The organism is Mesorhizobium robiniae, assembly GCF_040545535.1.
GTDB lineage: Bacteria > Pseudomonadota > Alphaproteobacteria > Rhizobiales > Rhizobiaceae > Mesorhizobium > Mesorhizobium robiniae.
On sequence record NZ_JBEPMC010000001.1, the window covers coordinates 682,616 to 699,671 of the forward strand.

Annotated in this window: 25 protein-coding genes and 1 pseudogene; 20 read left to right on the forward strand and 6 right to left on the reverse strand. The window is 62.1% G+C overall.

Going from position 1 to position 17,056, the window contains the following annotated elements; all coding sequences use genetic code 11:
- Window positions 1-35 precede the first annotated feature (35 nt).
- Window positions 36-749 (forward strand): class I SAM-dependent methyltransferase, encoded by a 714-nt coding sequence (locus ABID19_RS03355; RefSeq protein WP_354487980.1) that lies wholly within the window; start codon window positions 36-38, stop codon window positions 747-749.
- On the opposite strand, the gene ABID19_RS03360 is transcribed toward ABID19_RS03355, so the two are convergent.
- From ABID19_RS03360 to ABID19_RS03375, 4 genes are all read right to left on the reverse strand, one after another.
- Entirely contained in the window at window positions 738-1,280 is a 543-nt protein-coding gene (locus ABID19_RS03360; RefSeq protein ID WP_354487981.1) for an acyltransferase, read from the reverse strand. The genes ABID19_RS03355 and ABID19_RS03360 overlap by 12 nt on opposite strands.
- A gap of 281 nt (window positions 1,281-1,561) precedes the next feature.
- On the reverse strand, window positions 1,562-1,738 hold the full coding sequence (locus ABID19_RS03365) for a hypothetical protein (RefSeq protein WP_354487982.1): 177 nt from the start codon (window positions 1,736-1,738) through the stop codon (window positions 1,562-1,564).
- A 139-nt stretch (window positions 1,739-1,877) separates the two neighbouring features.
- The gene (locus ABID19_RS03370; protein WP_354487983.1) at window positions 1,878-2,081 is read right to left on the reverse strand and encodes a hypothetical protein; all 204 of its coding nucleotides are present in this window, start codon (window positions 2,079-2,081) and stop codon (window positions 1,878-1,880) included.
- Window positions 2,082-2,507: 426 nt separating this feature from the next.
- Window positions 2,508-2,693: a hypothetical protein gene (locus ABID19_RS03375; protein ID WP_354487985.1), complete on the reverse strand. Its 186-nt coding sequence runs from the start codon at window positions 2,691-2,693 to the stop codon at window positions 2,508-2,510.
- Between the two features lie 87 nt (window positions 2,694-2,780).
- On the opposite strand from ABID19_RS03375, the gene ABID19_RS03380 reads away from it, so the two are divergent.
- From ABID19_RS03380 to ABID19_RS03425, 10 genes are all read left to right on the forward strand, one after another.
- Window positions 2,781-3,575, forward strand: a complete 795-nt coding sequence (locus ABID19_RS03380; protein ID WP_354487986.1) for an N-acetylmuramidase domain-containing protein — start codon at window positions 2,781-2,783, stop codon at window positions 3,573-3,575.
- Between the two features lie 4 nt (window positions 3,576-3,579).
- Entirely contained in the window at window positions 3,580-3,771 is a 192-nt protein-coding gene (locus ABID19_RS03385; protein WP_354487987.1) for a hypothetical protein, read from the forward strand.
- 106 nt (window positions 3,772-3,877) lie between these two features.
- Window positions 3,878-4,147 carry a hypothetical protein gene (locus ABID19_RS03390; RefSeq protein WP_354487989.1) on the forward strand — a complete coding sequence of 90 codons (270 nt, stop codon included), beginning with the start codon at window positions 3,878-3,880 and terminating at the stop codon, window positions 4,145-4,147.
- Window positions 4,132-4,335: a hypothetical protein gene (locus tag ABID19_RS03395; RefSeq protein WP_354487990.1), complete on the forward strand. Its 204-nt coding sequence runs from the start codon at window positions 4,132-4,134 to the stop codon at window positions 4,333-4,335. Before ABID19_RS03390 ends, ABID19_RS03395 begins: the two co-directional genes overlap by 16 nt.
- The gene (locus ABID19_RS03400; RefSeq protein ID WP_435528683.1) at window positions 4,314-4,658 is read left to right on the forward strand and encodes a hypothetical protein; all 345 of its coding nucleotides are present in this window, start codon (window positions 4,314-4,316) and stop codon (window positions 4,656-4,658) included. The genes ABID19_RS03395 and ABID19_RS03400 overlap by 22 nt, the downstream gene beginning before the upstream one ends.
- A 126-nt stretch (window positions 4,659-4,784) precedes the next feature.
- The gene (locus ABID19_RS03405) at window positions 4,785-5,078 is read left to right on the forward strand and encodes a hypothetical protein (RefSeq protein ID WP_354487992.1); all 294 of its coding nucleotides are present in this window, start codon (window positions 4,785-4,787) and stop codon (window positions 5,076-5,078) included.
- A gap of 271 nt (window positions 5,079-5,349) precedes the next feature.
- The gene (locus ABID19_RS03410) at window positions 5,350-5,697 is read left to right on the forward strand and encodes a hypothetical protein (protein WP_354487993.1); all 348 of its coding nucleotides are present in this window, start codon (window positions 5,350-5,352) and stop codon (window positions 5,695-5,697) included.
- Window positions 5,698-6,047: 350 nt separating this feature from the next.
- A complete protein-coding gene (locus ABID19_RS03415) occupies window positions 6,048-6,353 on the forward strand; it encodes a DUF1236 domain-containing protein (protein ID WP_354487994.1) in 306 nt (101 codons plus the stop codon).
- Window positions 6,354-6,449: 96 nt separating this feature from the next.
- Complete coding sequence (locus ABID19_RS03420) at window positions 6,450-6,650, forward strand: hypothetical protein (RefSeq protein WP_352939393.1); 201 nt, start codon at window positions 6,450-6,452, stop codon at window positions 6,648-6,650.
- Between the two features lie 77 nt (window positions 6,651-6,727).
- Window positions 6,728-6,973, forward strand: a complete 246-nt coding sequence (locus tag ABID19_RS03425) for a DUF2934 domain-containing protein (RefSeq protein WP_354487996.1) — start codon at window positions 6,728-6,730, stop codon at window positions 6,971-6,973.
- A gap of 81 nt (window positions 6,974-7,054) precedes the next feature.
- Here the strand turns inward: ABID19_RS03425 and ABID19_RS03430 are convergent, their stop codons facing one another.
- On the reverse strand, window positions 7,055-7,384 hold the full coding sequence (locus tag ABID19_RS03430; protein WP_354487997.1) for a hypothetical protein: 330 nt from the start codon (window positions 7,382-7,384) through the stop codon (window positions 7,055-7,057).
- Window positions 7,385-7,613: 229 nt separating this feature from the next.
- On the opposite strand from ABID19_RS03430, the gene ABID19_RS03435 reads away from it, so the two are divergent.
- The 9 genes and pseudogenes from ABID19_RS03435 (at window position 7,614) to ABID19_RS03475 (ending at window position 15,974) form a co-directional block, all read left to right on the forward strand.
- On the forward strand, window positions 7,614-8,339 hold the full coding sequence (locus ABID19_RS03435) for a GntR family transcriptional regulator (RefSeq protein WP_354487998.1): 726 nt from the start codon (window positions 7,614-7,616) through the stop codon (window positions 8,337-8,339).
- Window positions 8,340-8,341: 2 nt separating this feature from the next.
- Window positions 8,342-9,376, forward strand: coding sequence for an ADP-ribosylglycohydrolase family protein (locus ABID19_RS03440; protein WP_354487999.1), 1,035 nt, complete (start codon window positions 8,342-8,344; stop codon window positions 9,374-9,376).
- 17 nt (window positions 9,377-9,393) lie between these two features.
- A complete protein-coding gene (locus ABID19_RS03445) occupies window positions 9,394-10,362 on the forward strand; it encodes a PfkB family carbohydrate kinase (RefSeq protein ID WP_354488292.1) in 969 nt (322 codons plus the stop codon).
- Window positions 10,363-10,417: 55 nt separating this feature from the next.
- On the forward strand, window positions 10,418-11,479 hold the full coding sequence (locus tag ABID19_RS03450) for an ABC transporter substrate-binding protein (protein WP_354488001.1): 1,062 nt from the start codon (window positions 10,418-10,420) through the stop codon (window positions 11,477-11,479).
- 26 nt (window positions 11,480-11,505) lie between these two features.
- Window positions 11,506-12,375: an ABC transporter permease gene (locus ABID19_RS03455; RefSeq protein WP_354488002.1), complete on the forward strand. Its 870-nt coding sequence runs from the start codon at window positions 11,506-11,508 to the stop codon at window positions 12,373-12,375.
- Window positions 12,375-13,163: an ABC transporter permease gene (locus ABID19_RS03460; protein ID WP_354488003.1), complete on the forward strand. Its 789-nt coding sequence runs from the start codon at window positions 12,375-12,377 to the stop codon at window positions 13,161-13,163. Before ABID19_RS03455 ends, ABID19_RS03460 begins: the two co-directional genes overlap by 1 nt.
- Window positions 13,163-14,227 (forward strand): ABC transporter ATP-binding protein, encoded by a 1,065-nt coding sequence (locus ABID19_RS03465; protein WP_354488004.1) that lies wholly within the window; start codon window positions 13,163-13,165, stop codon window positions 14,225-14,227. The genes ABID19_RS03460 and ABID19_RS03465 overlap by 1 nt, the downstream gene beginning before the upstream one ends.
- A 67-nt stretch (window positions 14,228-14,294) precedes the next feature.
- Window positions 14,295-15,544: pseudogene (locus tag ABID19_RS03470) on the forward strand (aconitase X).
- Window positions 15,537-15,974 carry an aconitase X swivel domain-containing protein gene (locus ABID19_RS03475; RefSeq protein ID WP_354488005.1) on the forward strand — a complete coding sequence of 146 codons (438 nt, stop codon included), beginning with the start codon at window positions 15,537-15,539 and terminating at the stop codon, window positions 15,972-15,974. The pseudogene ABID19_RS03470 and the gene ABID19_RS03475 overlap by 8 nt, the downstream one beginning before the upstream one ends.
- Here ABID19_RS03475 and ABID19_RS03480 read toward each other — a convergent pair.
- Entirely contained in the window at window positions 15,971-17,056 is a 1,086-nt protein-coding gene (locus ABID19_RS03480; RefSeq protein WP_354488006.1) for a siderophore-interacting protein, read from the reverse strand. The two genes, ABID19_RS03475 and ABID19_RS03480, sit on opposite strands and share 4 nt — an antisense overlap.

Consider the following 17,056-nt stretch of genomic DNA (forward strand, 5'->3'; position numbering starts at 1 on the left):
TTAGTGAAGCGGGGGCGTCTGAGGGGGATGACCTAATGGCCAACGCCGACAGTATCATTGCTATCTATGACGACTACTACACCGACGGGAAGGTGGCCGCAAAACGGGAGATAGCTTCCAAGCAATCGGTCGACCATATTGACGCGATCATCCAAGGCCAATCCTTCGAGACGATACTCGACATCGGGGCCGGTGAAGGTGCGGTGCTGGACAAGCTAAACAAGAAGGGTCTCGGAAAAACCCTTGGAGCTGTGGAGATATCAACCAGCGGCGTCGAGGCGATCAAGACCAGGAAAATAGCCAACTTAGCAAGTCTGGACATCTTCGACGGCTATCATATCCCGCATCCCGACAAGTCATTTGATCTGGGTCTTGCAATCCACGTCGTCGAACATGTCGAACACGAGCGGATGTTTCTAAGGGAAGCGGCGAGGGTTTGCAAAAAGCTCTACATCGAAGTGCCACTGGAGCACACGCGAAATCTCGACAAAGCCATACGTATGTCAGGTCCATATGGACACATCAATTTCTACACGCCGCTAACGTTCGACAATCTGCTCAAGACGTCGGGTCTAAGGATCGAAAGGCTGATGACTTTTGCGCACGATCTCGCCTATGAACAGCATCTGGCTGGTCGCACGAAAGGATGGGTGAAATACAAGCTGCGAAGCGAATTTCTGAGGTTCGCGCCGAAGACTGCAGTGCGCACTTTGTCCTATATGGCCGGGGCTCTGTGCTCACCTCGCTGATTTCAGGCCGATTGGACGTGCTGGGTTACCTCCGACCATGGTGAAAGGTGCCACGTCTTTAGTTACCACCGAACCGGCACCGACGACTGCGCCTTTTCCGATTGTCACTCCTTTCAGGATGATGGCGTTGAAGCCGATGAAGACGCTGTCTTCAATTTTCACCGGCGCGATGGTGATGTTAGACCAATCTTTCTTCCCTTGATGCCAGTCGGTGACATCGGCTTCGCGATCCTGCCATCCCGTCGCGTGTGAGTTGTGATCGACGATTGTTGTACCCCAACTTATGATCACGTCATTGCCAATTTCGATGCGCTCGGCAGAGACGAGGTGGCTTTTGCCGATATAGGAACGCTGTCCAACGGTGATCTTTGCTTCAGATCGGTCAAAAGAGAAAGCACAGTGGAGGCGGCATTTGTCGCCGATTGAATGATGGCCACGTCGTGCGGTGCGAACGCTTTGGATACTCATCTTCGTGCCGGCGCCGGCGTTGATCCCGACTAGACGACAAAGGAACGGCGGAACGAACGGCATCAATGCTCCCCGGGTGATCTCAACGGCGGCTGGTTGACAAGATGTGACCCCCATCCTGAAGACCGCTGATCGACCCGTCATTTGCGGCAAACGGTGGCGCTTGGCAAGCGTGATAGTCCCGTGTCGCACGGAACTTGTATGTCGACCGCGACTATCGGTCGACATGCGCTTCAAATCGCCGAAGAGAGTTCCCCGATTTCAGTTGCAGGCACAAAATCGAACGGAACGTTCTGTCGGCGTCGGATCGGCTGAGCAATACCGGATAAATAGCCCAGTAGCAGCTACTGATGGCTGTCTTGCGGCTTGCTGTGAGAACCAGGCTGGCTGTTCGACCACCAGACAAAATACAGCGAACCCATCTTCATGACCGGCACGCGGCGCTCGCGTTCCCGCGCCCGCAATTCCCGATAGACTTTCATCTTCAGGGTGCCGCCCGGCAATTTGATACGCACTGCCATCGGTTCAACTCCCGCCGTGCAACGCAATGATGATGTGCAATGCAGCAATTAGAGACCCTCCCTTGCGGAAGAGTCAACATCGCGTCAGTTACTATTTCTTGACGACCCACGGTACAGGCGTCGGATAACGGTTTTATGATCACGACGGGGCTACAGCGTCGCGTGCCGGATTGTCCGGCGCACTAGGCTGGTCGTTCGACGGAGGCCGCCGGTTCGACCACCAGGTGAAATACAGCGACCCCATCTTCAGCACAGGTATGCGGCGAGCGCGCTCGCGCTCGCGCAATTCCCGATACACCTTCATCTTCAAGGTGCCGCCCGGCAACTTGATACGAACCGCCATCAGCCCAACCCCATTGTGCAGTGCAGCAAATAGAGAGCTTCCGTTGGGGAAGAGTCAATGGGCGATCATTGACTATTTCTGGGGCTATTCCCCGGACTGGTTCCAGAAGGATCCGGGCGCCGGCGCCGGCTCATCGTTCTGGTGGGCGTCGGGATGGACGATCCGACATGCTGCTCGGCCACCAGATGATGAAGTAATTTCCGACCTGCCAGACCGGGACTTCGCGCTTCTGTTCGCGACGGCGCAGCTCGTCCCTGGTCTTGATCTTCAAGGTCCCGCCCGGAAGCCTGATCCTTATTGTCACGTGCCCTCCCGCACCATGCGTCCCACAAGGTACGAACGGTTCATGGGAGCGGTTTCATCCCGGCTAAGCAATTTCGGTCCAGGCGACGTACGGATCGAGCTGTTTTCAGATGGTCGACACCGTCACTTGAAGAAATTAGCCATGCCTTGGATGGCCAGGAACGCGTAGAGGATCGGCCCAGCGACCAGCCCGCAATAGAGGCTGAAGATCGCTGCCAGCGCCACAAGCAGGGGCTTGTCGCGGCCGACCGCGCATAGTTCGGCCTTCACCGTCCAGCGCGCCGCGGCTGTTCCTTCGTCTTGCGACATAGGCAAATCCCCATCCTCCCGTTTGGCTCATTTCACACAATCGGTTGCAAACATCAACCTGCCCGCGAGGGCGGAAAGGACAAGGCCATGCACACTACGTTCAAGGGCGCCGCCAGGCGCCTGGACGACCTCGATCTGCCGAGGCTAGGCGCCAGGATTGGCGTCGGCGAGGATGAGATTCATGCCTTTCTCGATGTCGAGACCAGCGGGCATGGCTTCGACGCGCAGGGCCGGCCCATCATCCTGTTTGAGCCGCATGTCTTTTTCCGCAACCTCTCGGGCGCGGCGCGGGCGCAAGCCGTCGCGGCCGGCCTTGCCTACCCCCGGTGGGGCGAAAAGCCTTATCCCCGGGACAGCTATCCGCGCCTGAAAGCCGCCTGCGCCATCGACCAGACGGCGGCGCTCAGATCGGCGTCGTGGGGGCTCGGCCAGGTTCTCGGTGAGAATTTCAAGGCGGCCGGCTTCCTCACCGTGCAGGCCATGGTCGAAGCCATGATGGAAGACGAGGCGCTGCAACTGGCGGCGGCGGTCAATTTCATCGCAGCGAACCGGCTCGACGACAAATTGCGCGATCATGATTGGACCGGCTTTGCCAAGGGCTACAATGGGTCCGGCTACAAGAAAAACGCCTACGACACCAAGCTGGCCAATGCGTTTGCCAAGTGGTCACGCATCAAGGACACGCCGTGGCCGCACGGAGTCTCGCCAGTGCCTCCACAGCACATGCCAGCAGCTCCGCAGCCGCCGAAGCTCGTCACTCCGCCTGCCCTTGTGCCCACGCCAGCGGCAAAGCCAAGCCCTGCCTCCGAATACGTCGAACGCAACTGGCTGTGGCGCATCATCAACGCCGTACTCGGCTTCATCTTTCGTCAGAAAGGCTAAGACCATGCTTGTCGATCAACCCAACGCGATGCCGTCGCGCAAACTCACTGCCGCCATGATCTCGGCTTCGCTCGCCGGGGCCATCAAGGCTGTCGTGACAAATGGATGGCCGCAATTCGCCGATCCCATGATCTGGGAGCCGCTTCCCATCATCGTCGGATTCGCAGTCGGTTATTTCGTGAGGGAACGCCGATGACAACCGCCTTCTGGATACTGACCGCAATCGCCGGATGGCTTGGCTTCGGCATGGCCGGCCTGATCCTCTACATCGCTTTTTGCGTGGCGACGGGGAGGCATATCCTGTGACCACGACCCTCACCATTCTCGGCGCCATCATCGGCAACAAGACCATCATGGCGATCTTCGCCGCGCTGATCGGCGGGCTCGGCCTGTACGTCGCCGGCGGCATCAACCGGGCCAAGAAGGAGGCGGCAAAGCAGGCGGCTGAAAAATTTGCCGCCGCGCAGGATCGCCTCGAAATGGACCGCGAGGCGACCGGTGCCGAACGTGCGGCGCGCGACCTGCCGGACGAAGCCGCACGACAGGAGGCGATGAGATGGGCAAAGCGCTAATTGTCTGCCTGTTGCTCGCCGGATGCACCACACCGGCCTCTATTGGCAACCCACGTCAGGTCTGGTGCGACCACAACCAGCCGCGCCGTCCGTCCGCTGCCGTCGTCGCTGCCATGACGCGGCCTGAACTCAATGAGGTGAATGCCTACAACGGGAAGGGCGCCAAATGGTGCCGGTGGAAGCCATGATACAGGAGCTTCTCGACGCTCTCGGCATCAAGGCGCCGGTGGTAGTCGCCGGTCTTTCCGGCGGTATCTTGCGGGCCTTGTCGCGCCACCGCTACAAGGTCCGCGAGATGGTGGCGTCGCCGATCTGCGGCGCGCTGGCGGCCGCCTATCTGACGCTTCCGGTGGTGCATTACTTCCGCGCCACCGGCCTGCCTGTTCCGGCTACAGACGACGACACCACGACGCTGGCCGCGGCGTTCCTCATCGGCGTCTCGGCGATGTGGATCTCGGACATCGTCTTCGAGGTGGTGGTGAGGCGGTTCAAGCCGGGGGAGGAGGAGTGAGATCGCGCCTGTTTTCCTGCCTCGTTGTACCGCAACACAGCATCCCACGGAAAGGCGGCTCGGGTTGAAGGTTGCGGAACCACGGGCGAAGGTGCGCGTTAGACACAACCCTTGTGAGGATGCATCATGTCAGCTCGCGCAATCGTCTCGACCGCCGCAGCGATCCTGCTCGCCGCCACAAGCATGGCTTACTCCCGGCCGGATGCACGCACCATGACATGCGAACAGACGCAGCAGCTGATCCGAAGCCAGCGCGCGGTCGTCCTTACCACCGGCCGCAACACCTATGACCGATATGTCCGACAGTTCGGCAACGAGTGCGACTGGCCCGAAGTACCTGTTACCTCCTATGTCAGGACGCGTGACGGTCAATGTCGGCTCCATCGATGCGAGGAACCGGTCTTCGATTTTCCGGACTGAGAGGCAGCCGGCGCTCCACGGTTTATAGGCACGACGCTTGGTCGGTGCCGCTACCGTAGCAATCGCTGATCAATGATTGCCAGATACGCCCGCCCCGGCAACGGGGCGGCTTTTTTGCGTCTTCAACTGATGTCATCCCGCATTGCTGCCCAAAAATTTGCGGGTGTTTCCTTGAACCGGCATGGGGCTGGGCGCGTTGCCGCATGCGGGAACCAATCGCCGCCCACCTACTTTGGCAAGGAGGTGATCCTCCGCGGGAAAGAAGTTCGATATGAAACCTTTCGCATTCTTGCCGAGCAGTTCGGTGATGCTGAGTGCACTGGCATTGGCGACGGCGTTGGCGGCGCCGGTTGTCGCCGGAGCGGATAACCAGCCACCCGACCAGGCGCCGGCCCAGCTCGGCCCTTGCCAGGCCCAACCGCAGAACGGCGAGCAGCAGAAGCCGCCGCCCGCCAACAACGGTGGCAGCAGCAGCCTGACTGAAACGCTTGATCCTTGCAACGGCGTGCTGCTGCCGCCGCCGACGGGTGATCGGGGCATGGCCGCACCGCCGCCGGACGAAGGCAAGACACCGGTGCTCAAGCCCGGCGAGGTGCCGGCGCAGCCGCCGAAGCAATAATTAGGCATTTTTGCCGCCTCGCACCCCGACGGGTGTCCAGCGCCGACGGGCTTTTTTGCCGCCAGGCGGAACATTAGCTATAGCTAAATGTTTCTTTCGAAGCAGTCGATATCACCCCCCTCCGGTATCGCTGCTGATCGGGCAATCCGATCGGCCCGCGTGCCTGCGAAAGGAACGCGGGCCACTGCGGTCGCTCGCAGCAGCGCGCATCAGGGCGGCGATCATTTAGCCGCCGCTCACGGAACAAGAAGGTTGCGTGAGCGTTTGCAAACAGGGCCCGCCGCTTCGGATTATGTGTTGTTGTTGCCAAGCCGGAAGGCGAAGTCCGCCAACAAGAACAGGAGAAGACGATGAAGATCCACCTTGTTCCTGCCGTCGCCGGGCTGGTGCTGCTCACCGGTGTCGGCGTGGCCACCGCAGACCAGGTGATTGTCACGCCCGAGCAGCAGACAGTCATCCGCGAATATGTGGACAGGCACCCGCTGGCTTCGATCAGCCTTCTGGGAGTGGAGCTCAATGTCGGTTCCACCTTGCCCGACACGGTTGAACTTCAGCCGATCGAGGTTCCCGATGTCGAATACAGATACGTGGTCGTCGACGACCGCACCGTTCTGGTCGATCCAGGCACGCGCAGGATCGTGCAGGTCATCGACTGACCTTCACCCGCCGCTCCCTTATAAGGGGAGTGGCGGCTTGCCGGCAGGCAGCCGGCTGCTGATTGTCTTGTCGCGGGACGGAAAGGAACCATTTCTATGTTGCCGCATGTCGAGTCATCCAATGTAGCCGCATCTGTCGATAAATTGCTTGCTGAAAGGGGCACCTCCCTGTTGTCGATGAAGGAGGTGATCGCAGCGGTGCGTAAGCGGACCGGCACGGAGCGCTCAGACGCGGATCTGGCGGGGCTGATCACCAAGAAGGCGGCACTTCTCGGTGTCGCGGTTTTGTCCGACTAGGCTGAGGCAGCTCAAGACGGCAATCGAAATTTCAGCTAAAACAGCTGTTGCTCAAGCTTGAACCGATGGAGGCAACAGTGACGGAAGACAGGCAGGAACGCATTCGTCAGCGGGCCCACGCAATCTGGGAGCAAGCCGGCCGGCCAGACGGCGCGCATCAGCAGCACTGGGATCAAGCCACCGCCGAGATCGACGGTGAGGACAGCCAGCCGAAGGGGAGGGCGGCTCGGCCGAAGAAGTCAGCGGTCCCCAACGCCAATGACGGCAAGCCCCAAAAAACCGACTCAAAGGCTGCCCGGCCGCGCAAGACTTTAACAGACTAAAGCATGTAGCGCTTCGGCCGCGGGACGAAGCTCTATTCGTGCCGCGGCCGAAGCGTGAGTTACCCAGATCGATCTCGGCTACTACTTCCCGCAATGGTTGTCGTTGACAGTCGATGAAACCGTACCGGGAGCCTTGTTCGTTGCATCAGGCATCGCGCCCTGCGGGCCCAGGGGGCAGTTCTGATCGGCATTGGAATTCAAGCCGTCTGGGCCCGCAATAATGCTACCGGTAATCCCGGGATCGACAGCGTTCCGATCGGCCAGATCCGGATCGACCGGGGCCGGGTCGATGACGACGCTTCTGCCGCTGCCGGTGTCGATGTCAGCGTTTGGGTCGCTGACATTCTGGGCCATCGCAGAAGTGGCCAGACCGGCGGCAAGTACTGACGCTGCGAGAATTTTCATAAGCATAGCTTGTCTCCGTTTGTCTCCATTTTTCGGTTGTCGCCGCATTTGCGACTATAGAAAAAACCGCTCGGGGGTGGTGAAGGTTCCCATAAAATTCCAGCCTGCGACGAACCGTTCGCGGGCAGCAGTCCAATTTTGACCGGCACAGAGGTGCCGGAAGCGCGAGCCGTTGACGCAACTGCCACATCACGATATTGAACAGGATCATACAGGTTTACTGAACAGGTATTTCATGGCGCGTCGCACGACTCTGTCGTCTCCCGGGACGGGCAAGCCCGAACGGATCGCCACAGTCCTCGAACATGAAATCCGCTCCGGCGTGCTCGGATTCGGCGATCGCCTGCAGAGCGAAAACGAGCTCGTCCAGCGCTTCTCCGTCAGCCGCAACACTATTCGCAAGGGTCTCGAGGAACTGTCGAGCCGTGGGCTGATCACCACCAAGGTCGGCATCGGCTCGTTCGTCACCTTCGACGGCATGCCGGTCGATGACGCCGTCGGCTGGTCGCGCGCGCTGGCTAACGCCGGCGCTAACGCCGAGACCCGCACGCTGAGGCTCGAAGTGATACAGGATACGGATCTTGCCGGCAGACTTGGCGTCGAAAGCCCGTTTTTCATCGCCGTTGACCGGGTCCGCTCCAACGCCGATGACGGTCACGCCATTTCGATCGAGCGCAGCCGCTTGCCGCTGTCGCCTGAACTGGAGGATGTACCGCTGCGCGGCCTGCGCGAGGGTTCGCTGCATCAGACGCTGCGTGGCGCCGGGCTTGTTCCCGATCACGGCGAAGAATGGGTCGACATCGAAATGCTGAGCGCCGAGGACGCGGCCATTCTCGATTGCGCGCCCGGCGCGCCGTTCCTGCGCACGCGGCGCCTCACTCGCGCCGCCGACGGCCGCGCCATCGAATATGTCACCAGCCTGCTCAACCCGGCGCACTTTGCCCTTCACCTGGAATTCTGAGTATGGACACAGCCGAGGCGATCGACCGGGCGATGGGCGCACTTATCGGCGGTGCGTTGGGCGATGCACTCGGCATGCCGACGCAGCTTCTGTCGCCGGCCCGCATCGCCGAGCTTTACGGGCATGTCGAGGATTTCGTCGCCCCGCTCGCCGACCATCCAGTGTCGAAAGGCCTGGCCCCCGGCACTGTTACCGACGACACCGAACAGGCGCTGCTGCTCGGCCGCATCCTGGTTGTTTCAGGCGACAGCTTCGATCATGCACGCTGGGTCAACGCGCTGCTGGACTGGGAACGCGACGTGAAGGCGCGTGGCAGCTACGATCTCCTCGGACCTTCAACCAAGCGCGCCATCGACGCCATCAATGACGGCGTGCCGCCCGAGGACGCGGGAAGCGGCGGCGACACCAATGGCGCGGCCATGCGCATCGCGCCGGTCGGTATCATGATGCCGCCGGAGCCGCCCGACGCACTGGTCGCCAAGGTCGCCGAAACCTGCCGGGCGACGCACAACACCTCGATCGCGATTGCCTCGGCCGCAGCCGTCGCCGCCGCAGTCAGCTGCGGCGTCGCCGGCGGCGACTGGCGTGCCGCCTCGGACCGCGCCGTTATGGCGGCAAGGCGAGGAGCGGCGCTCGGCCACTGGGTCACCGGCGGCGACATTGCCGCGCGCATCGACTGGGCGAGGGGCCTCGTTCGCGGCAAGACTGTCTCAGACGGCATCCGGCTGGTCGTGGATCTGGTCGGTACCGGTGTTGCCAGCCAGGAATCGGTTCCGGCCGCCTTCGCCGTGCTGGAAATCGCTGGAGGCGATCCCTGGCAGGCGGCCATCATCAGCGCAAATCTTGGCGGCGACACCGATACGATCGGCGCCATTGCCGCCGGCATGGCTGGCGCCTGCACCGGCTTTTCCCGGCTGCCGCAGGGGCGTATCGCTGGATTGAAGAGCATCGACATTGCCGAAGTACGCGCGCTTGCGGCCGACTTGGTTACCGCGCGGATGGCGAAAAGCAGCTCCGGCAAGGATGCGGCGGCATGAGCAGAGCTCAGCCTGACGTGAGCGGCCGTCTTGTCCATATCGGCAGCGCGGTGGTCGATTATGTCTACCGCATCGATGCCTTGCCGGCGCCCGGCACCGAAAAAACTGCATCGAGCTTTGCCCAGGTCGCCGGCGGCGGCTTCAACATGATGGTTGCGGCCAGCCGCACCGGGATGAAGGTCGTCTTCGGCGGCCAGCTCGGCAGCGGACCGAACGGCGATTTCCTGCGCGCCGCCTTCGCCACGGAAGGCATCGCCACGCTGACGCCGGCGTCACCTGTGATGGACAGCGGCAATTGCGTCGCCATGATCAGTAGTGATGCGGAACGCACCTTCGTGTCATGGCCAGGCGCCGAGAGTGTGCTTAGCCTCGGCATGATGGCGCCGGTCCGTGTTGCGCCGGGGGATTGGGTGTTCACCTCCGGCTACACGCTGAGCTATCCCGGCAGCCGCGATGCGCTGGCCGAGTGGGTCGAGGCGCTGCCGGCGGAAATTCGCTTCGTCTTCGATCCGACGCCTGTCATCTCAGATATTCCTCGCGCCATTCTCGACCGGGTGCTTGCCCGCACGACCTGGCTGAGCTGCAACACCGTCGAAGCGGCTGAGATCGCCGGGCCCGGCGATGTCGAGGCCATTGCTGCCCGGCTTCTTTCCAATCATTGCTCGAGCGCCGAGGGGGTCATCATCCGCGCCGGGGCAAAAGGCTGCTTCGTGCGGCTGGCGGATGGGAGCGGCAAGGCCATACCGGGTTTCAACGTCACCGCCGTCGATACCAACGGTGCCGGCGATACCCATATCGGCGCCTTCGTCAGCGCGCTGTCGCGCGGCGTGCCGCCCTTCGAAGCGGCAAATTACGCCAATGCGGCGGCGGCGCTCTCGGTCACCCGCCATGGCGGCTCGTCGGCGCCGAGCGACCAGGAAATCCAGACATTCCTCAGCCATCACGATCGAACGACGACCGTGCACGGCCGGAAGCAAGAGGCCTGACAGCCTAAAGACGTAACAAGCCCCGCCAACCGGGCAAACAATGAGAGGAACGAACATGCGCATGCCCAAACTGACTGCTTTCCTGACGGCGACTGCCGTCTTCACCTCCGCACTCACGCTGGCCGCCACTGCCGCCGAAGTGCATGTGCTCAACTGGAAGGGTTACGGGGCCGACGAGCCCTGGGCCATCGCGGCCTTCGAGAAGGCGACCGGCAACAAGGTTGTCAACGACTTCTTCAATTCCGAGCAGGAAATGCTGACCAAGCTCAGGACCAATCCCGGCCTCTACGACGTTGTCATGATCAACGCCGCCTTCAACGACCAGGCGATGGTGGAAAAGCTGATCCAGCCGATCGATGTCTCGAAGATCCCCAACTACGCCGACATCAGCCCGGACAAGGCAGGCTCGCCGATGCTCGCCCGCGACGGCAAGGTCTATGGCGTGCCATGGGTGTGGGGTCTGACCGCGCTTGCCATCAACGACAAATCCTTCGACGCGCCGCCGACCAGCATCGCCGAGATGTGGAACGAAGCCCGTAAGGGCCGGGTGGTCATCCGCGACGATGCTGTCGAAGCGGTCCAGTTCGGCGCCATCGCCACCGGCCAGAACATCAACGACATCAAGGACATGGAAGCGATCAAGGCGAAGCTGACCTCGCTGATGCCGCAGATCAAGACGTTCTGGAGTTCGGAGAACGACTGGAACCAGATGGTCGCCTCCAACCAGATCGATATCGGCACCTATTGGAGCGGCTCGGCCGACCGCGCCAAGACGCATTTCAAGCTGCCGGTCTCACTGGTCATCCCAAGGGAAGGCGCCGTCGCATGGCTCGACGCTTTTTCCATACCGGTCGGCTCCAAGAATGTCGCCGGCGCCGAGGCCTTCATTAACTACATGATCGACCCGTCCTTCTATGTCGAATGGGTCACCAAGGTTGGCGCGCCGGTGTCGGCCAACACCAAAGCGGTCGCGGCGCTTCCGGAAGATGCCTTCAACCGCAAGGTGATGGGGGATCCCGATGTGGCCAAGCGCATCCAGTTCCAGGCGCCGATCACCGATGCGCAGCGCGAGGCCTATCTGGCGCTGTGGCAAGAGCTCAAGGTCAACGTGAAGTAACGGCGCCTTTTCGGGGAGGAGGGCATATGGCAGGACAGGTCGCGAGCGGTTCGAGGAGCGGATTGCGATCGGCTTTGCCTTTGCTCCTGCCTGCCTATCTCTGGCTGACGGTGGCGATCTTTCTGCCGCTGTCGGCCATGGTATTCTTCTCGTTCATGACGGAGCTGCCGCTGTCGGGCAAGGCGTGGTCTTTCACGCTGGACAACTACACCACCTTCTTCTCGCAAGGGCTGTATTTGACGCTGCTGCTGGCGTCGCTCAGGCTCGGGCTCGAGGTGACGCTGTGGTGCGTCGTCATCGGCTATCCCGCGGCCTATGTCCTGGCCAAGGTGCTGAAGGGGCGCAGCCGCGAGGCGATCTTCCTGCTTGTTATCTTGCCGTTCTGGTCAAACGGGCTGGTGCGCATCTTCTCATGGGCGATGGTGCTGCGCGAAGGCGGCATTCTCGACACGGCGCTCAACGCCGTGCTGCCGTTCAAGATCAACATCGACCTGATGTATTCCTACCCTGCAGTGATCATCGGCCTGGTGCACTCCTACGTGCCCTACATGGTGCTGACCTGCTACCTTACGCTGCAGGCCATCGACGACTCGCTGATCGAGGCGGGGCGTTCGCTCGGCGCGTCGCGGCTGCAAATGCTGAAGCGTGTGATCGTTCCGCTGTCCATGCCCGGACTGATCGCCGGAGCGGCGCTGATCTTCGTGCCCGTCGTCGGCTCCTTCATGGAGCCGCGCATCCTCGGCGGCCGCACCGGCACCTTCTACGGAACGGTCATCGAGGACCAGTTCGTCGCTGTCTTCAACTGGCCGCTGGGGGCCGCTCTTTCCTTCATCCTGCTGGCCGTCGTACTGGTTATCCTGGCGGTAGTCGCGCCGGTGCTGAAAAGGGCTGCCTGATGGCGACGACGCGTATCCTGGAATGGCTTGGGCGTTTGTACATCTGGCTGCTGCTCGCCTTCCTCTACCTGCCGATCATCATCATGGCCCTGATGTCGTTCAACGTCTCGCCTTTCTACCAATTGCCGCTCGAATGGACGACGGAGTGGTATGCTTCGCTTTGGCAGAACGACCAGCTGATCTCCGCAACCTGGAACAGCATCAAGATCGCGATCATCACCACCATCATTTGCACGGTGCTCGGCTCGGCGGCGTCGCTGGCGCTTTTCCGCTACGAATTTCGCGGCAAGAAAGTCCTGCAGGCACTGCTGTTTCCGCCGATCGCCATTCCGTGGCTGATCACCGGCACGGCGATGCTGATCTTCTTCTTCGGCGTTGGCATCGGGCGTGGTCTGTTTGCAATCCTGCTTGGCCATGTGGCGCTGGCGCTGCCCTATGTCATCGTCGTCGTCTCGGCCCGGCTGCAGACCTTCGCGCCGGAACTGGAGGAAGCGGCGCGTTCGCTCGGCGCCAATCAGTGGCAGGTGACTTCGCGCGTGACGCTGCCCTGGATCATGCCCGGCGTCATCGCCGGCGGGCTGTTCGCCTTTGCCGTGTCATTCGACCAGTTTGTCGTCTCCTATTTCCTGTCGACGCCCGGCCAGACAACGTTGCCGGTCGAAATCTACGCCGCTATCCGCAAGGGTTTCACGCCCGAGATAAACGCGGTCTCGACCATCATCATCGTGGTGTCGATGACGCTGATGCTGCTCACGGCACGGTTCTTCAAATTCGGCGGAGAGAAATAATGGCCGGCGTGCAGGTATCGAATTTGTCGCGCAGTTTCGGCGCGCACAAGGCGCTGGACGATGTCTCCATCGACTTCGCCGACGGCGGTTTCTATGCGTTGCTCGGGCCGTCGGGCAGCGGTAAGACCACGCTGCTGCGGCAGATCGCTGGTTTCGATTTTCCCGACTCCGGCCGTATCTTCATCGGCGGCGAAGGCGTCGAGCGCGTGCCGGTGGAGAAGCGGCGCATCGGCATGGTGTTCCAGAACTATGCGCTGTTTCCCAATATGAGCGTCGCCGACAATGTCGCCTTCGGGCTTTCGGTGCGCGGCGAGGCCAAGGCGGTAATTGCCGCCGAGGTACAGCGCGCGCTCGACCTCGTGCAGCTTGGCAAGCTTGGCGACCGGCGACCGCACCAACTGTCCGGCGGCCAGCGCCAACGCGTCGCGCTGGCCCGCGCCATCGTCACCAAGCCACGCGTGCTTTTGCTCGACGAGCCATTGGGCGCGCTCGACAAGGCGTTGCGCGTCGACATGCAGATCGAGCTGAAGCGCATCCAGCGCGAGATCGGCATCACCACCATTTTCGTCACCCACGATCAGGAAGAGGCGCTGACAATGAGCGACCACATCGGCATCCTGCGCGACGGCCGGCTGGTGCAGGAGGGGCCGCCGGAAGAGATCTACGACAGACCGAAGAGCGAGTTCGCCGCCACCTTCCTAGGCGACGCCAACATCTTGCGCGGTGACACCACCGGCACCGGTATCCGCTTGGCCGATGGCACCGCGATTGCCGCCGGGGCAGGCGCGACGCTTGCCGCCGGCGCCAAAGCTAGCTGCGCGGTGCGGCCCGAACGCATCCGTATCGCCACCGATTCCGGGACGCCTGATCCGAACGCCAATATGCTGCGGGGCCAGGTTTCCAAGCGTATCTTCGCCGGCAACAACAGCACCTATTTCGTCGATCGCGACGGGCAGACGCTCAAGGTCATTGTGCAGAACACAGGCGCTGAAAAGCTGGCCGAAGGCCAGGAGGTGGTGCTGCGCTGGTCGCCGGAGAGTACGGTGCTGATCGCCGGCATATAAACTGAAGTTGGCGATCCTTCCCACCCTCTCTGTCTATCGGGCATAGTGCGGAAAAGCGGAGCACCCGATGACGCTTGAACTCGGTACGGGCGACCAGTCCATGCTCGATGGCGAGCACGGCCCGGCCGTGGCCGCAGCGATGAAGATCCTAATCGCCTTTTCGAAGGCTGTCGGTGCGCGCGAGCTGTTGGATATCGCCGGTGCTCATATCGACGGCTGCCTGTATCACGGCCAGGCCAGCCTCGATTTCGTCGAGAGGCTGGTCGAAGGCGGTGGCCAGGTTCGGGTGCCGACAACGCTGAATGTCGGCTCGTTCGACCTCATCCCGGACTGGTGAAGATGCCGCCGGCGCAAGCGGCACCGGCACGCCGGCTGATGAAGGCGCATCTGGAGCTCGGCTGCCAGGCGACCTTCACCTGCGCGCCCTATCAGACGCGGTTCAGGCCAAGCTTTGGCGAGCAGATCGCCTGGGGTGAGTCCAACGCCATCGTCTTTGCCAATTCGGTGATCGGAGCGCGGACCAACCGCTATGGCGATTTCATCGATTTGTGCTGTGCGATGACCGGGCGCGCGCCGGCATGGGGACTGCATCTGAGCGAAAACCGGCGCGGCCAGGTTCTGTTCGAGTTGATCGGTTCAAACCTGGAGCCGAGCGACAGCCTGTTCGTCGCCGTCGGGCTGATCATCGGGCAAGCGAGTGGCGATCGCATCCCGGTGATCTCGGGTCTGCCAAGACCGCGCGATGAGGACCAGCTGAAGGCGCTAGGCGCAGCCGCCGCAACGACGGGCGCCGTGGCGCTGTTCCATGCGGCTGGCATCACGCCGGAAGCGAACACGCTCGAAGAAGCCCTTCATGGCCTGGCGCCGGAGGAGACGATCCGGATTTCTCCCGCCGACATCGACCAAGCGCTGGCCAAGCTGTCGAGCGTCCCCGACGGCGCGCCTTTGGCAGCCGTGTCTCTGGGCACGCCGCATTTCTCGCACGACGAATGGATGCGGCTATTGCCATTGTTGCGAAAGGTGGCGCCGGGCAGAGGCATTCCGATCTACGTCAACACCGGGCGCGCGACGCTGACGCGTTTGCACGATGAGGGGGCACTGGCCGGCATGGAGGCGTTCGGGCTTATTCCAGTCGCCGATACCTGCACCTATGTCACCGCGATCATCAAGCGGCTCGATGGCGTGGTGATGACCAATTCCGGCAAATGGGCGCACTACGCGCCCGGAAATATCGGCGTCTCAGTTGCCTTTGCTGAGATGGCGGATTGCATTCGTTCCGCCGCGGCCGGCCATGTCGTAAGGGTACGCAATGAGTGAACAGGAAAGTCGAGCCCTGAACAGGTTTGGCACCTTCCAGCTTGCCGGCGAAGCGCGAGGCTCGGCGCTGGTTCTGTCGCAAGCGCTCAGCTTCTGGGGCGGGATCGATGTCGAAACAGGCGAGATCATTGACCATTCGCATTCGGACCTGGGCGGCAACATCGCCGGCAAAATCCTCGTGATGCCGAGCGGGCGAGGCTCGTCGTCCTCGTCCTCAGTCTTGGCTGAGGCGATCCGCCGGGGCACGGCGCCGGCCGGTATCATCCTGGAGCGGCCGGATCCGATCCTTGCCGTCGGCGCCATCGCTGCCGAGTTCCTCTACGATATCAGCATGCCGCTGGTCGTCTGCGACACTTCAGGCATTGTCTCCGGCGATAGAATCGCGATCAGCCTGGGCGCGGATGCGCGAGCGACTGTGAGCAAGTTTTAGCCGGCCATCAATCCGGCAGCACCGAGGCGCCAACAGGCCGCGGCCAACGTCTGGTCACGGCCGAGTGAAAGCTGACCGCGCCAATGTTCACGAACGATCTTGGCGGCGGCGGCTTCCGCCGCGAACCAGCCGAAGGCCGAGTCGGTCTGCGGCCATTCCACTGATAGGACGGCGCGCGCCAGCCGATCATCAAGCCCGGCTGGCACACCATTTCTCGGCAGCCAGTGAAGCTCTATGCCGGTGACGTTGTCGATCACCTGCCGTTCGGTATCGTTGGCGATCTCGATGTAGCCCACGCCTTTGGTCTCGGCGGGCAGCGACTCCAGAAGTCGCGCCAACGCCGGCATGCCGGTTTCGTCGGCACCCATGACATACCACGACGACTGCCGCACCGGGCGGCCGACAGGACCCATGATGCCGACCTTCATGCCAGGTGCCGCTTGTATGGCCCACGCGGCGCCGACGCTTTCGCCGGGATGGACGAGGAAGTCGACATCGATGACGCCGTTGGCCACGTCGAGCGCGCGGATCGTGTAGACGCGCGCCACCGGGCGCCTGTCGTCCGAAGGCCAGACCGGCAGACCATTGCTCCCGAGCATGGGCCAGAGCGGATCGGGCACTTCGCTGGTCGGGAACAGTATGCGGATATGCATGCCGCCGAATTTCGCAAAACGAGAGAGATCCTCGCCGGCGAAGCGGATGCGGCGCATGTGCGGTGTGAGATCGCCGGCATGGGTGACGGTCATCTCGCGAAACTGGGCGAGGCGGGTTTCCCCGGCGAGATCGCCGGTCCAGACGATCTCGGGATTCTCATCCTTGGCATAGACCTCGATCGCGGTGGCCAAAAGGTCCTTGATACGGGCCAGGCCGTCGCGGTCGGCTGCATTGGCCCGCATCACCAGCCGCTCCATGTCGAAGGAAGCGCCGCCGAAGGGGAAGCGAAAGTCGAGCCGCTGTCCGTCCTGCAAGGCAGCGGCATCGAAGCTCTGCAGCCTGTCGCTGATGCGGCCGATGTAAAGCGGCAGGTTGCGCAGGTTCAGACGCGCTTCGCAGGCCAGTCCGCTTGCCGATGCTTCGCTCAC